The sequence below is a fragment of the Pseudothermotoga hypogea DSM 11164 = NBRC 106472 genome, assembly GCF_000816145.1.
GTDB lineage: Bacteria > Thermotogota > Thermotogae > Thermotogales > DSM-5069 > Pseudothermotoga_A > Pseudothermotoga_A hypogea.
Genome location: NZ_CP007141.1, coordinates 2,051,538 through 2,065,642, shown reverse-complemented (window position 1 = coordinate 2,065,642; position 14,105 = coordinate 2,051,538). Strand labels below are relative to the sequence as shown.

Annotated in this window: 13 protein-coding genes; 10 read left to right on the top strand and 3 right to left on the bottom strand. The window is 49.6% G+C overall.

Annotated elements, in window-relative coordinates; all coding sequences use genetic code 11:
- The first annotated feature begins 31 nt into the window (after window positions 1–31).
- Genes AJ81_RS10150 through ligA form a run of 10 tightly spaced genes read left to right on the top strand, consistent with a single transcriptional unit; the run spans window position 32 to window position 11,554 of the window.
- Window positions 32–940, top strand: a complete 909-nt coding sequence (locus AJ81_RS10150) for a branched-chain amino acid ABC transporter permease (RefSeq protein WP_031502706.1) — start codon at window positions 32–34, stop codon at window positions 938–940.
- A 5-nt stretch (window positions 941–945) separates the two neighbouring features.
- Window positions 946–2,007: a branched-chain amino acid ABC transporter permease gene (locus tag AJ81_RS10145; protein WP_096325193.1), complete on the top strand. Its 1,062-nt coding sequence runs from the start codon at window positions 946–948 to the stop codon at window positions 2,005–2,007.
- Window positions 2,004–2,786 carry an ABC transporter ATP-binding protein gene (locus AJ81_RS10140; protein ID WP_031502703.1) on the top strand — a complete coding sequence of 261 codons (783 nt, stop codon included), beginning with the start codon at window positions 2,004–2,006 and terminating at the stop codon, window positions 2,784–2,786. The genes AJ81_RS10145 and AJ81_RS10140 overlap by 4 nt, the downstream gene beginning before the upstream one ends.
- Window positions 2,783–3,505, top strand: coding sequence for an ABC transporter ATP-binding protein (locus AJ81_RS10135; RefSeq protein WP_031502702.1), 723 nt, complete (start codon window positions 2,783–2,785; stop codon window positions 3,503–3,505). Before AJ81_RS10140 ends, AJ81_RS10135 begins: the two co-directional genes overlap by 4 nt.
- Before the next feature lie 4 nt (window positions 3,506–3,509).
- Window positions 3,510–5,456, top strand: coding sequence for a methyl-accepting chemotaxis protein (locus AJ81_RS10130; RefSeq protein WP_031502699.1), 1,947 nt, complete (start codon window positions 3,510–3,512; stop codon window positions 5,454–5,456).
- Between the two features lie 5 nt (window positions 5,457–5,461).
- On the top strand, window positions 5,462–6,325 hold the full coding sequence (locus AJ81_RS10125) for a DegV family protein (RefSeq protein ID WP_031502698.1): 864 nt from the start codon (window positions 5,462–5,464) through the stop codon (window positions 6,323–6,325).
- Entirely contained in the window at window positions 6,322–7,308 is a 987-nt protein-coding gene (locus AJ81_RS10120; protein WP_031502696.1) for an ABC transporter substrate-binding protein, read from the top strand. The genes AJ81_RS10125 and AJ81_RS10120 overlap by 4 nt, the downstream gene beginning before the upstream one ends.
- A gap of 4 nt (window positions 7,309–7,312) precedes the next feature.
- Window positions 7,313–8,839 (top strand): HD-GYP domain-containing protein, encoded by a 1,527-nt coding sequence (locus tag AJ81_RS10115; protein ID WP_031502694.1) that lies wholly within the window; start codon window positions 7,313–7,315, stop codon window positions 8,837–8,839.
- 17 nt (window positions 8,840–8,856) lie between these two features.
- A complete protein-coding gene (locus AJ81_RS10110) occupies window positions 8,857–9,510 on the top strand; it encodes a 5'-methylthioadenosine/S-adenosylhomocysteine nucleosidase (RefSeq protein WP_064462351.1) in 654 nt (217 codons plus the stop codon).
- Between the two features lie 10 nt (window positions 9,511–9,520).
- On the top strand, window positions 9,521–11,554 hold the full coding sequence (ligA, locus tag AJ81_RS10105) for an NAD-dependent DNA ligase LigA (protein ID WP_248691101.1): 2,034 nt from the start codon (window positions 9,521–9,523) through the stop codon (window positions 11,552–11,554).
- A gap of 25 nt (window positions 11,555–11,579) precedes the next feature.
- Here ligA and pepV read toward each other — a convergent pair whose 3' ends face one another.
- Genes pepV through AJ81_RS10090 form a run of 3 tightly spaced genes read right to left on the bottom strand, consistent with a single transcriptional unit; the run spans window position 11,580 to window position 14,093 of the window.
- On the bottom strand, window positions 11,580–12,974 hold the full coding sequence (gene pepV, locus AJ81_RS10100) for a dipeptidase PepV (protein WP_031502688.1): 1,395 nt from the start codon (window positions 12,972–12,974) through the stop codon (window positions 11,580–11,582).
- Between the two features lie 31 nt (window positions 12,975–13,005).
- The gene (locus AJ81_RS10095) at window positions 13,006–13,746 is read right to left on the bottom strand and encodes a ZIP family metal transporter (RefSeq protein ID WP_031502687.1); all 741 of its coding nucleotides are present in this window, start codon (window positions 13,744–13,746) and stop codon (window positions 13,006–13,008) included.
- A complete protein-coding gene (locus AJ81_RS10090; protein WP_031502685.1) occupies window positions 13,743–14,093 on the bottom strand; it encodes an iron-sulfur cluster assembly scaffold protein in 351 nt (116 codons plus the stop codon). Before AJ81_RS10090 ends, AJ81_RS10095 begins: the two co-directional genes overlap by 4 nt.
- Window positions 14,094–14,105: the final 12 nt, after the last annotated feature.

The window sequence follows — 14,105 nt, the reverse complement described above, 5'->3', positions numbered from 1 at the left end:
GGGCTCTTCTGTGTCAAAGGGGGAGTGAGATTTGAGGCTCTCTGATTTTGTACAGCATTTGATCAACGCGTTCTCTCTCGGTGGGATCTACGCATTGATAGCTATCGGCTACACGATGGTCTATGGGATCCTGAGACTCATAAACTTCGCGCACGGTGACATCTTCACTTATGGTATCTATTTCGCTTTCTACGGGGTAACGCTCTTCATGTTTCCCTGGTGGTTATCCTTCATCACCGCGATCTTTTTCACCGCCTTTCTCGGAGCATTGATTGAAAGAATCGCTTATAGACCACTGAGAAATGCGCCAAGGATATCTGCACTCATAACTGCCATAGGAGTTTCTTTTTTCCTGCAGAACTTCGCCACGGTGGTTTTCGGTGGCCGGGCCAAATCTTTCAACCCTCAAACCGGGATGTATCCAGTGTACTTCTTGAAAATTCTGAAGTTGGGTGATGTCAGGATCAGATTGGTCACGCTGATAACGCTCTCGATTGTCGCCGTTTCGCTGTTGGTTCTGGTATGGATCGTCTACAAATCCAAGGTGGGTATGGCGATGCGGGCCATCTCGAAAGACATTCCCACAACGCGGCTCATGGGCGTGAACGCCGACAGGATCATAAGCTACACCTTCATGATCGGCTCTTCTCTCGCAGCGATCGGTGGCATACTCTGGGCCATGACCTACCCTCAGGTTTACCCCTACACCGGCATGGTACCCGGTTTGAAGGCGTTCATATCTGCAGTTGTCGGTGGAATAGGCAGCATACCGGGCGCAATGCTGGGGGGATTCATCCTTGGTGTCAGTGAAATCATGATCGTGGCTTTGTTCCCATCTATAGCAGGTTACAGGGACGCTATAGCCTACGTGATACTGATTTTCGTGCTTCTTGTGAGACCGACAGGAATACTCGGCGTTGAAGTTTCCGAAAAGGTGTGATGCGCATGTCGAAAAGACTGTCCGTCAAGACCAAAACCATTTTGACAATTCTCTTTGTCATTCTGATGGCGCTCTTGATAACTGTTGCCGACAAGAAGGCGAGCGATTACGTTGTGCTCATTCTGAACCTGATAGCCATCAACATAATCTTTGCGGTTTCGCTCAATTTGATAAACGGGATGACCGGGATCTTCTCTCTTGGACATGCAGGTTTCATAGCCATAGGCGCCTACACTTCGGTGCTGTTAACGCTTCCGATTGAACAGAAAGAGATCACTTATCTGATAAAACCGCTCATCTCTCCCTTCAACAGAATAGAACTGCCTTTCTTACCGGCGATCTTGATAGCCGGGCTCGTCTCGGCAGGTTTTGGATATCTGGTCGCCGCGCCGTCTCTCAGGCTGATAGGTGATTATTTGGCCATCGCGACGTTGGGTCTGGGTGAAACCATAAGGGTGATTGCGAACAACGCTTGGTCCATCACCAACGGCGCTCTGGGATTGAAAGGGATCCCATCTTACACGAACCTTTACTGGTCCTGGGGATGGGCCTTGATAACAGTTGTCGCCATAGCGAGCTTAGTGAGCAGTAGCTACGGTAGGGCTCTGAAAGCTATCAGGGAAGATCCAATCGCTGCAAAGGCAATGGGCATAAACGTTTTTTCACACCAGGTGATGAGTTTCGTCATTGGTTCGTTTTTCGCAGGTGTCGGAGGTGCTTTATGGGCGCATCTGATAACAACCATAGACCCGAAGTCCTTCGCTTTCGTCAGAACTTTCGAAATATTGATCATGGTTGTCCTCGGAGGGCTTGGAAGCATCACTGGTTCGATCATAGGTGCGGCGATCTACACCGTGGGGCTGGAGTTCCTCAGGGTGTTGGAGAGTCCGTTCAAGATCTGGTTCATCAACTATCCAGGTGTTCCGGGCATGAGGATGGTTGTGTTGTCCGTGCTTTTGATAGTTTTGATGCTTTTCTGGCAGAGAGGCATCATGGGCAGGAACGAGTTGAGCTGGGATTCAATCGTCTCGATCTTTGCCAAGCTCAAACGAGGTGGTAAAAGATGAACGAGGTCGTCCTTGAGCTCAAAAACGTCACGAAACGTTTCGGTGGTTTGACCGCGGTTGACAAATTCAGTGGACACGTCAAGAAGGGTGAGCTGGTCGGTCTCATAGGTCCTAACGGGGCCGGAAAGACCACGCTGTTCAACCTGATCACAGGTATGTACGAGCTGGATGAAGGAGAGATGGTTTTCCTCGGTAATAGATTGAACGGTCTGAAGCCACACGAGGTGACACGGCTCGGTATAGCGAGAACTTTTCAGAACATAAGGTTGTTCTCCGACATGAGTGTGCTCGAGAACGTCATGGTCGCACGACACTGCAAGCTTCGCAGCATGTTCTCCCTATTCAGTTTCGTTTTCAAGACCCCATCTGCTTTGAAGTTTGAAAAGAGTGTCAGAGAGCATTCGGAAAAACTTCTGGCAAAAGTTGGGTTGTTAAACTTTGCAAACGAAAAGGCCAGTGCGCTTCCTTACGGTTTACAGCGAAAGCTCGAGATAGCCCGAGCGCTTGCCACCGAACCGAAGCTTCTTTTGCTCGACGAACCCGCAGCGGGCATGAACCCGCAGGAAACCTCTGAGCTCATGGAGTTCATAAAGGCGATCAGAGACGAGTTTGGCCTGAGCATCATCGTGATCGAGCACGATATGAAGGTCATCATGGGCATATGCGAGAGGATTTACGTTATGGATTATGGAAAGCTGATTGCAGAGGGAACGCCAAGCCAGATCCAGTCGAATCCTTTGGTCATCAAAGCCTACCTCGGCGAGGAGGTGCTGCTGTGAGCGACGTCGTCCTGAAGATCGAAAATTTACACGTTCACTATGGGAGCATTCATGCCGTGAAGGGCATTTCTATAGAAGTCAAAAAGGGCCAGATCATCACACTGATAGGCGCCAACGGTGCGGGCAAAAGCACCACCCTGAAGGCGATCATGAACCTGGTGAAAAAGAGCTCCGGCAAAGTTCACTTTAATGGGGTTAACATAACAGATAAACCGACGCACTCGATCGTCCAGCTCGGGATCGCAATGGTTCCAGAAGGCAGGAGGATCTTTCCAAATCTCACCGTGTACGAAAACCTCATGATGGGGGCTTACAACAGAAAAGATCCAGACGGAATTGAGAAGGATCTTGAGTGGATCTTTTCACTCTTTCCACGGTTGAAGGAGCGTTTAAAACAACCCGGAGGAACTCTTTCTGGTGGAGAACAACAAATGTTAGCCGTTGCCAGAGGATTGATGACCCGTCCAAAGTTGCTCATGCTCGATGAGCCATCGCTCGGATTAGCCCCGCTTTTGGTGAAGGAAGTCTTCGAAGTGATTCAGAAGATAAGAGACGAAGCTGTTACAATATTGCTTGTGGAGCAAAACGCGTACGGTGCTCTGAAGATAGCCGATTATGCTTACGTTTTGGAAACAGGTAGAATAGTGCTGCAAGGACCTGGAAACGAGCTTCTGGCGAACGACGATGTCAGAAAGGCTTATCTTGGGGCGAAGGGGTGAAGGGATGAGAAACATTGCAGCACGTTTGATTCTCTTCATCGTGCCGTTGATAGTTGTACTTCTGGTGGTCGGAAACTCGCTGAGCTATCTGAGGGTATCACGAACGGTGGGAAAGTTGACCTCGCAGAACTTGGAGAGGTTGGTCCATTCGTACGCTCTGATCGTCTCATCGAGCTTGCAGAGCTGTGTGAATGTGGCCGAATCGCTGGCGAATACGCCCATGCTCAAGCCAATCCTTAATCTCGCGTTTGAAAACGCGGCCCTGACTCTTGCGAACTTCCTTTCGACTGAGCGTGAGAAGATGCCAGATTATGTCCGTGGCTGTTTCGTGATCGTTCCGGACGGTCGGTTTGTCATCAACGGCAGTGAGGAGATCTTCGTTTCCGAGAAGTTGAAGGAAATGCTATTGAGTGAGACAAGAATAGGAATGGACGTCGTCAAGGAGCTCTCGGAGGATCATTCGCTGGTGGTAATCGTTCCAGTGCGTGCCGAAGATAAGCTGATCGCTGGTGCGGGTGTCGTCTTCGACCTCTCCGTTTTCGATAAACTTATGAAAGAATTATCGGGAGACTCTCTGGAAGTCATCTTGAGCGATGAAGAGATGAAGATTGTTTCACACAGTGGGAACGTTGAACGAAGCAGGCATTTAAAAGAGCTTGGGTATGAGTTTTCTTCGTCTCTCAAGAAGTCGAAAATCGGTTCGAGGAGTGTTTATCTCATCAGCAGTTTCATTCCAAAAACCAACTGGTCAGTCCACATCTCCTCGCCGGCTGAATCAATCGAAGCGCCCATGACTTCCCTGAGAATCTACACGATCGTGTTGATATCCATAGTCTCCGTTGTCTCCGTTGTTGCGATCTTTTTGGTGGCTCGATGGTTTGGAAACAGGATCAAGAAACTGATACCCATCTTCGAGGCTGTCAGGTCCGGAGATCTGACAGCTTCGATTTTCGACAGATCACGTGACGAGATAGGACAGATCTGCAATCTGATGACAGAGGTTGTTGGCGAGTTGAAGAACCTTGTGAGCGAGACCAAAGCTTCGGCAAAGTTGGTCTTTGACGTGTCGAATTCCGTGCAGGGTTTCATTGACAAAGAGAAGACCGTCTCACGGGAGTTTCAAGATTCCTTCAAATCGATCGATGATAGAATGAAACGTGTTGCTGCGGCTTCTGAAGAGGTTAACGCCTCATTGGAAGAAATAAGCTCTTTCATCCAGAACCTCGCACGTGAGTCCACTCGTTTGCTTGAAAATTCGAGCAAGATGAAAGATCAACTCAAAGATGGCACAAGTTCGATCAGTAAGATCTCTCAGAGCATGGAAGAGGGTCTCAAATGGTCGATACAATCAAGAAAGAACATAGAAGAACTCGTTCAATCTTCAAACAAGATAAAGCAGATTGCCTCGACGATACAGAACATCTCCGAGCAGACCAACTTGCTCGCTCTGAACGCGGCCATAGAAGCAGCGAGGGCTGGAGAGAATGGAAGAGGATTTGCAGTCGTTGCGGAAGAAATAAGAAAACTGGCAAACCAAACAAAATCCTCCGTTTCACAGATAGAATCTATACTGACTGAAATCGAGGAAAGGGTGCAAAGAGTGGTTGAACTGACGACGAAGGTGGGCAACGTGGTCGAACAGGTTTACAACGAACAGAGCAGTTTGACCAAACTTCTGCAGGACACCATATCAGGTTTGAATCAGACTATGCAGACGTTTGAATCTATCACTTCCGCCGTACAGCAGCAGGCCGAATCCATTCAGGAAGTTTCTCAAGCTCTCAGCGAAGTTTCCAGGAACGTTTCGGAAACTTCAGATGAGACATCGAATCTATCGAAGCTTCTCACCGAACAACATCAGTTGATCGCATCTTTGATCAGTTCAATCGGAGATTTGTCCAGTTCTGTTTCTCGTTTGCAAGAACGTTTGGAAATTTTCAAAACGGGGTGATAAAAATGGGTAGGTTCAAAATCGTCCTCGACAGCACTTCTGACGTTCCCATGGGATGGATAGAAAAGTTCGACCTGGAGATAATTCCCTTGCATGTGACTTGGCCCGACGGCAGTCAAGAGGACGACACAAGAGATTTGAAAGAGATCCAGAGCTTTTACGATCGCATTTCCAAAGCGAAGGAACTTCCCAAGAGCTCCCAACCGTCTGTGGGAGAGTTCCTGAACCTCTACGAGAAAATCAAGAAGCAAGGCTACGAGGAGATCGTCGTCATGACGATTTCCTCCGCACTCTCTGGAACGTACGATTCTGCAGTGCAAGCCGCAAGGCAATTCGATCTGCCAGTTCATGTCATTGACACGAAGCTTGCTTCAGCGGCGATGCCTCTGCCGGCCAGAAGGGCCCGTGAGTTGGAAAAAGAGGGCAAGAGTGTGAGTGAGATCGTCAAAATCATCGAAGACGAGCTGAAGAGAGGCCGATACAAGGCAATCTTCTACGTTTCAAACTTCGATTTTCTCGTCAAAGGTGGAAGGGTCACACGACTACAGGGTTTTTTGGGTACTTTACTCAACCTGCACGTCGGCCTCTTCATAAACGAAGAAGGCAAACTGATCCCGTTCGAAAAAGCGAGGGGTCAAAAACGCGCACAGGAAATGCTGATCAAGAAAGCCCTGAGCATGGTGCCAGAAGGTAAAAAAGTCAGGTTGCTCATGGTGGACGCCAACGAACGCGAGAGCACCAAGGTGTTGCTTGAAATGCTTAAGCAACATTACGACGTTCTCGATGCCGAGTTCACTGAGATGGGCAAGGTAATCACAACACACGTTGGCCCAGGTACTGCCGGCTTCGGCATGGAGGTCGTTGAATGAAGTTTGCAGCCCTGTTGTTTGTCGTGGCTCTTGCATTGATCATCGTACTGAGTCAGGTCAGGTTGAACAAAATCGTCATCGTAGTTCTGGAAGATGGTGAGGCGAACTTCTTTCAAGGCGTGGAAGCGTTTCTGAAAGAGCACCGACTTCGTTATGAGGCTGTCAGGGTGAGAATCGATGCCGAAAAGCCTAAACTCGAAGCCAGCCTCAAGAAATATCAAAACAGCTATGCCGTCGGTCCTCGTATTAGTTCCCAGGCTCGCGATTTGCTTCCTTTTCTCGAAAAGTACAAGATCTTTGCAATCGCACCGCAGGTCACATCCTACCTCGTGGTGGGTAAGAGTAGCTATTTAATGAGTTTGTCGGTCACGGATGAGGAACAAGGTAAACAAATCGCGGAACTGTTAAAACGTTTCGGGCACGACAGGGTTCTTCTGGTTTGTGACAAGTTCAATCCAGTGTACAGCCAGTCTCTGGAAGAGAGTCTGCGTAAATTTTTATCTGTCGAGACCTTCAAATCAGTTCACATTTCGAGTGTCGATGAACTCGTTGACGAAGACTTTGCACATTACGATGTGATGGTCTTGGCTGTTGATGGAAGGCTGGCCGGAATGATTGCCCAGTTGGCCAAAACCAGGGGCTTCTCGGGAACACTCGTCGGAAGTGACTATGCTTTCGACAGAGATCTGATTCCGAGCGGAAAAGACGCAGTCGAAGGCATGCTTGTGTGCTGTCTGTTCAACTATCCCATCCTGATTGAGAAAGGTTTTGATGATATAGATGTTGCAGGTGCGTACGATGCGACGATGTTGATCGTCGAGCTGTTGCAAAACAAGATATCGCCTCAGAACGCCGCAGAATATCTGCGAGGCCGCAAGTTCGTCGGGGTCACGGGTGAGTTCGTTATCGGCAGTGATCTTTCATCGAAACGTGAACTGACTTTCGTTGAGGTAAGAAACGGGAGCTTTGAGATCGAGAGGTGAACGAATGAGCCTCAGAGAAATGGTGCTGCGCTTCAAGAGGTACGGCATGCTGCTGGTCTTGATACTCGTTGCCACGTTCGTGATGGGTCTTTTTCCCTTGGCCCGGAGGATAAATTCGTATTACTCAACGAGTTACGTGAGCTTGCTCAAAGGTTTCCTGAACGAGCTGCTCGACCAAGCGTCCAGCCAGAGCCAATCACCGTTCAATGCAGTCGTGAGGCGATTGAACAGACACGTCGACAGTGTCAGCAATATAGATCTATCGAACCTTTTGCGTTATGAGAAGCTACCTTGGGTTTCCTCAGATTTGAGGGGAATCTTCGTGCACGGTAACAGCGTGAAATTTCTGCTTGAACGCGAATCAGAGATTCTCTTGGTCGAGGTTCCCGTTTCCCTGTTCGAAAGAACCATTTCAGCTGACATGGCGTACGTTTTTCTGACCAGCTCAGAGGGAATCGTGGTGGTGTGTAACCGTCTGGATCTTCTCGGTTCGAAGCTCAACACAAACAAAGGCTTTCTGAGGATCAACGGTCTGGTAGGTTTTGTTCATTCAGAGCCTCTGGAGGGATTCGACGCCTTTGTTGGTTCCTTTATCCCGTTCGGCACATACCTGATCGTTTTGCTTCCATACATAATTGTTGCTCTGGCTGCGCTGTGCGGCGCAGTCTTCTGGCTGAACTTCGCCTACAGCTTTGAAAATCGGCTCATCACCGCGGTGAACGCTGTGTTAGACAACGTGAACCAGAGTCTGGCCAAGCTCGAGAAGACAGATGAGGTGGTTTTTGTTCCTTTGGAAACGAAAATCTCGGAACTTAACCAATTGCAGGATGGGATCCACAGACTCGTTGAGGCACAGAAAGCCTCCTGGCATGAGCTGCACGCGATGACACAGAACCTGCAGGACACGGTGAACGAGCTCGAAGAAACTCAGAAGATTCTGGAGGAGAGGAACGAACAAATCATCGCAACGTTAGCTGAAGCCATTGAAGTCAAGGATGCCAACACCTTCGGTCATTCGGACCGTGTCGTGACATTAGCTTTGGAACTTGCGAAGGAAGTAGGCTTGAGAGATCCCGCTGATCTGGAGGCGATCAAGTTCGGTGCGTTGTTGCACGACATAGGAAAGATAGGAATACCCGAACACATTCTCAACAAACCGGGTAGACTGACTCAGGAAGAGTACGAGATCATGAAGATGCATCCAATATATGGTGAGAAGATCATAAAGAAGATCTCCGGTTGGGACCTTGTTGCGGATATCATCAGACACCATCATGAGAACTACGACGGCTCAGGTTATCCCGATGGTTTGAAAGGAGACCAGATCACTCTGAGGGCGCAGATCGTGAGTCTGGTGGATGTGTTCTGCGCTCTGATCGAGGAAAGGCCTTACAGGCGTGCCATGAGTTTGGAAGAGGCCCTGAGATTGATCGAGAAAGAGATGGTTGGGACCAAGTTCGATCCAAGATTGTATCAGGCGTTCGTCAAGGTGCTCGAAAGATATCTGCGTGTGTACTCTGCTGGTTTATAATTTCCTTGGGTGATTTCATGATCGCGGTCGTTGGGGTTCTTCCAGAAGAAGTGAAACCTCTCATAGATGCACTTTCACCGAGATTGCAAGTTTCAGAGATCTTGAAACGCCCCGTTTTTCGTGGTTTGATCGGCACGAACGAAGTTTTAATAACGAGTGGCTGTGTTGGAAAGGTAGAAACCGCATGCGTCGTTCAAGCCCTGCTGGACAAATTCTCGCCTGATTGTGTCCTGCTCGTTGGCGCGGCTGGTGCACTTCGACAGGACATCTTGCTTGGGACGTTGATTGCAGGTACCGCTTATGTGGAGTACGACTTTTCACCGAGAGTAAACGTCGATTCTCTGATCAATCCTTCACAGGAAGTGTTCGCCCCTCTGCTGGAGTCGAGCGATGTCACTTGTGGGATTATCGCCTCGGGAGACAGCTTCATTTCTTCGGAGCTTGTTGCAAAGAAAATTCACGAGAACACCGGTGCCATCTGTGTGGACATGGACTCGGCGGCCGCGGCGAAGGTCTGTGTGGAGAATGAAAAACCCTTCCTATCCATGAAAGTCATAGTCGATTTTGCGGGTTCGAAGGCCATCGAACAGTACATAGAGAACCACCCGAAGTACGCACCGAGCCCCGCACGGTTGCTTGCCGAATCGCTGAAGAACCTGATCCTGGTATGAGGTGATGATCGTGTCGAATGTTCCAGAGGAGATCAGGAAGAGGGTTGAACAGCTCCGCGAAGAAATAGAGTACCACAACTACAGGTACTACGTTCTGGCATCCCCTGTGATAACCGACGAGGAGTACGACAGACTCATGCGCGAACTGATCGAACTGGAAAGACAGTATCCTGAACTGGTGACACCGGATTCCCCAACGCAGCGAGTGAGCGAGAAAGTTCTCGACGAGTTTCGAAGCGTACCTCACTCCGAACCGATGCTGAGTCTCGACAACACTTATAGCGAAGAAGAGATAAGACAGTTCGACGAGAGGATAAAGAGACTTTTGAACCTGAAAGAAGTAGTGTACGTTGCCGAGCTAAAGATAGATGGAGTCTCTGTGTCTCTCCGCTACGTGGATGGCAGGTTCGTTCAGGGCCTCAGCAGGGGTGATGGAACCAGGGGTGACGACATAAGTGAGAATTTGAAGAAGGTCAAGAGCATTCCCCTCAGATTGAGGAAATCGGTGAGCGTCGAGGTGCGTGGGGAAGTTTACATGCCCACGGATGTGTTCGAGAGACTGAACGAAGAAAGACAGAAGCGAGGCGAACCACTCTTTGCAAATCCCAGAAACGCAGCCGCCGGGACCCTCCGTCAGCTGGACACCAGAATTACTGCCGAACGCCATTTGGACAGTTTCATATACTACGTGCTGAAACCCGAACAGTATGGACTCAAGACCCAGTGGGAAGCGCTGAACTGGCTCAGAGAGATAGGTTTCAAAGTCAATCCACATTCAAAGTTGTGCACCGGTATCGACGAAGTCATAACTTACTGGAAAGAATGGACCCAGAAGAGGCGTGAGCTCGGCTACTGGGTCGATGGAGTGGTCGTGAAGGTTAACGAGTTCGAGCTGCAGCGTGCCCTGGGAACTACCGCAAAGGCTCCACGGTGGGCCATCGCATTTAAGTTCCCGTCCGAGCATGCCCGTACGAGGATCGTCGACGTGACGGTCCAAGTGGGTAGAACTGGTACTTTGACGCCCGTCGCTGAGCTGGAACCGGTTCAACTGGCTGGAACGATCGTCAAGAGGGCAAGTCTTCACAATTTCGACTACATAGAGGAAAAGGACATCCGAATCGGAGACTGGGTCTACATAGAAAAGGCTGGAGGCATAATCCCGCAGGTTGTCTCCGTGATTGAATCGCTCAGGACTGGTAGCGAACAAAAGATAGAACCACCAAAGAGGTGCCCGGTATGCGGAGGCGAAGTCGGGAAAATTGAGATCGGTGAGGTTGCGTTGAGATGCTTGAACCCACACTGCCCGGCGAAATTGAAGAGGGCTTTAGAAACGCTCGCATCGAGGAGCGCACTCGATATAAATGGCTTGGGTGAAAAGATGATAGACAGGCTCGTCGACTCAGGCCTGGTGAAGGACATCGCTGATATTTTTTATCTGACTCCGTTCGATCTCTCACAGCTTGGCCCTGGAATTGGGCAGAAGACCATCGCTAACCTTTTGAGCGAGATTGAAAAGGCTAAACGAGCACCCCTTCACAAGTGGATAACAGCCCTTGGAATACCGCTGGTCGGCGAGAAAACGGCTTATGTACTTGCTCAGAACTTCAGAAGTCTGAAGAAGCTCGCCGAAGCCGACGTGGATCAGCTCATGCAGATTCCGGGTATAGGGGAAGAGATAGCCCGCAGCATCGTTGAATACTTCAGGAACGAAAAGACAAAGGAAATACTGGAAAAACTGGAAAAAGCTGGTGTCAAACTTGAGGAAGAAAAATCTACTGAGACATCTGAAGCTCTAAAAGGTCTCACCTTCGCGGTGACGGGAACTTTGAAGAACTTCAGTCGAAGTGAGATCGAAGAGTTCATCATCGCACACGGAGGTAAAGTCACGGACAGCGTGTCTCGGAAAACTGATTATCTGATCGTCGGAGAAAACCCCGGCTCCAAGCTCGCAAGAGCCCAACAGCTCGGGGTGAAAATTCTCACCGAAGAGGAGTTCCTACAGAAGTTCAAACTCACAAAGCCCAAACAAGAGAGGTTGTTCTAAAACCTCACAAGTTTGGCAAGTTTCGCTATTCCCAGAGTGTGAGCATCCTGTAGAAAAGTTGTGCGTAGATCCTTGCGACCGTCACCAAATCATCCAGTGCGATCCTCTCGTCTGGTTGATGCTCCGTTCCTTCCCTTCCTGGAAGCAGCGGGCCGAACGCCACACCACACGGCACTGCGCGTGCGTAAGTGCCACCACCCATCGTTAAGAGCGTGGCAGGCTGGTTGGTCATCTCGGTGTAAACTTCGCTCAGAATCTTGATCAACTCGCTGTCTGGGGAAACGAACAATGGAGGTAGATGGTGCTCTCCCTCTACGTCCAGAGGCTTCAAAGCTTCCTTGATCTGTCTGGCCATCATCTCTTCGGAATAGTAGATGGGATATCTTATGTTGATCGTAGCCTCGAGCGTCTCATCGTTCATACGTACGGTTCCGAGATTCACAGTCAGATCTCCAACCACGCAGTCTCTGCCGGCGATCCTCAAAGACGATCCGTCCGTTTCGTAACCAATCTTGCTCGCGAGCACACGAACGAATGTCTTCACATCTTCGCTCAGATCGAGATCTCTCAAAAAATCCAAGAGCGCAGCGATGGCGTTGATCCCCTTCTCCGGCGTGGAACCATGTGCGGATTTACCCTGGGCTCGAACCACGAGCCTGTCGTTTTCTGTCGACCAATCTATGCGTGCGTTGTTCCTCGCTCGGAAAGTTTTCAATTTCTGCATCGTTTCATCGTCGACTGGGGAAAGCTCCACAACCGCACTCTGTGGTACCACGTTCGAAGCGTCTCCACCTTCGAATCTCAGCACTTTGATCTTTCCGCTCGAAGATAGATCTCTTTTCATCCTGATCCTGTAGGTTATTATTCCTTTCTCCGCGTATATGATTGGAAAAGCCGCGTCCGGCGTTACTGCGTACACCGGTTTTTCTTCCTTTTCGAAGTAGTGCTTCACACACTCCCAACCTGATTCCTCGTCCGTTCCCAGAATGATTCTCGCCCTATTCTTGATCGGTACGCCAGCTTCTTTGACCGCTTTGAGGGCGTAGATCACAGCCACGGTGGGACCTTTGTTGTCTGCAGCGCCACGACCCCAAAGATAGCCATCCTTGATGATCCCACCATAAGGATCAACGCTCCAACCTTCTCCTTCCGGAACGATGTCCAAATGACCCAGCACCGCGAAAAGTTTTCCAGTTTCTCCGTACTCTATGTGTCCCGCATAGCCATCCACATTCTTGACACGAAAACCGAGCCTCTCACCGAGTTTCAAAGCGTAATCCAACGCCTGTGCCACACCCTCGCCGAACGGCTTTCCAGGTGCTGGATCGGATTGGACAGATTTGATTTTCACTAAATTTGAAGCTTCTTTGAACATTTCTTCCTTGAGAGAGAGCACTATCTTGTCTATCTTTTCGTTCACCTCTTTGCACCTCCAAATAAGATGATACCAGCTATCCAAGAAGAACATCAAGCGCGGTCATGACGATGAAGCCGATCAAGATCCAGTAAGTCGTGATTCGCTCTTGGCCCTTCAAGTGCGTTTCAGGAATCACCTCATCGCTTATCACGAAAATCATCGCGCCCGCGGCCAACGCGAGCAGGTATGGCAACAACCCTTTCGCAAAACTTATCAGTGTCGCACCCAGCAGCCCACCAAGCGCTTCCACAACTCCTGTGAAGAGGGTGATGAAGAAGATGGACGACTTTTTGTACTTGGCACTCATCAAGGACGCCGCCACGGCTGCACCTTCGGGAATGTTCTGCAAACCTATAGCTATAGCGATTGTTAAAGCCTGTGGTGTGAAGCCTCCAACACCAACTGCCATGCCCTCAGGAAGATTGTGAATGGTGATCGCGATGATGAACAGCCAGATGGTTTTGAGACGCTTTGCATCTATTCCCTCGTGGCCCTTCGTGAAATGTTCGTGAGGCAGAAGCTTGTCCATAACGTCGACGAGAATACCTCCCAGTGCAAAACCAACGGCGAAGCGCAAAATCCCACCCAGCTCGATCGACGGTAGGGCTAAGCTGAATGCGCTTGCAGCGAGCATCACGCCTGCGGCAAAGCCAAGGAAGGCGTCTATCAATTTTTGTGAAGCAACCTTGTTGAACAACAGAAAAGGTATCGCACCGAGCACCGTGCTGGTGCCAGCGACACTGCTGTAGATCAAGCCACGCCAGAAGCCCGTCATAGTACCTTCGCTATGGCCTTCTTCACAGCCTCGATTGGTGCATTTATGCAGGTGAAGTTCTTGTCGTGGAAGTCCATCTCGTCTCGGACATGCTCTTCGTTCAGGTATTTCACATCGTCAATGTGTTTTCCATCGATCAGTCTGCAGACTGCTTCGGATGCAGCGATCACGCGCGGACAACCCACTGCTTTGAACGCAACGTCTTTCACGACGTAGTTCTCGATTCTCAAAAAGATCCGAACCTTGTCACCGTGTTCGGGATAGACGACTTCCGCGGTGTGTGTGTACTCTATGTCTTTGCAGTATTTTGGGTACATGAAGAGCTGCTTGAATTTGTCTGAATACATGAAGTTTTCCCC

Excerpts from the sequence above, each read along its gene's own strand:
- AJ81_RS10125 (WP_031502698.1), top strand. The coding sequence starts at position 5,462 with ATGGGTAGGTTCAAAATCGTCCTCGACAGCACTTCTGACGTTCCCATG.
- AJ81_RS10090 (WP_031502685.1), bottom strand. The coding sequence starts at position 14,093 with ATGTATTCAGACAAATTCAAGCAGCTCTTCATGTACCCAAAATACTGC.
- AJ81_RS10095 (WP_031502687.1), bottom strand. The coding sequence starts at position 13,746 with ATGACGGGCTTCTGGCGTGGCTTGATCTACAGCAGTGTCGCTGGCACC.
- AJ81_RS10145 (WP_096325193.1), top strand. The coding sequence starts at position 946 with ATGTCGAAAAGACTGTCCGTCAAGACCAAAACCATTTTGACAATTCTC.
- AJ81_RS10110 (WP_064462351.1), top strand. The coding sequence starts at position 8,857 with ATGATCGCGGTCGTTGGGGTTCTTCCAGAAGAAGTGAAACCTCTCATA.
- AJ81_RS10115 (WP_031502694.1), top strand. The coding sequence starts at position 7,313 with ATGAGCCTCAGAGAAATGGTGCTGCGCTTCAAGAGGTACGGCATGCTG.
- AJ81_RS10140 (WP_031502703.1), top strand. The coding sequence starts at position 2,004 with ATGAACGAGGTCGTCCTTGAGCTCAAAAACGTCACGAAACGTTTCGGT.
- AJ81_RS10130 (WP_031502699.1), top strand. The coding sequence starts at position 3,510 with ATGAGAAACATTGCAGCACGTTTGATTCTCTTCATCGTGCCGTTGATA.
- AJ81_RS10120 (WP_031502696.1), top strand. The coding sequence starts at position 6,322 with ATGAAGTTTGCAGCCCTGTTGTTTGTCGTGGCTCTTGCATTGATCATC.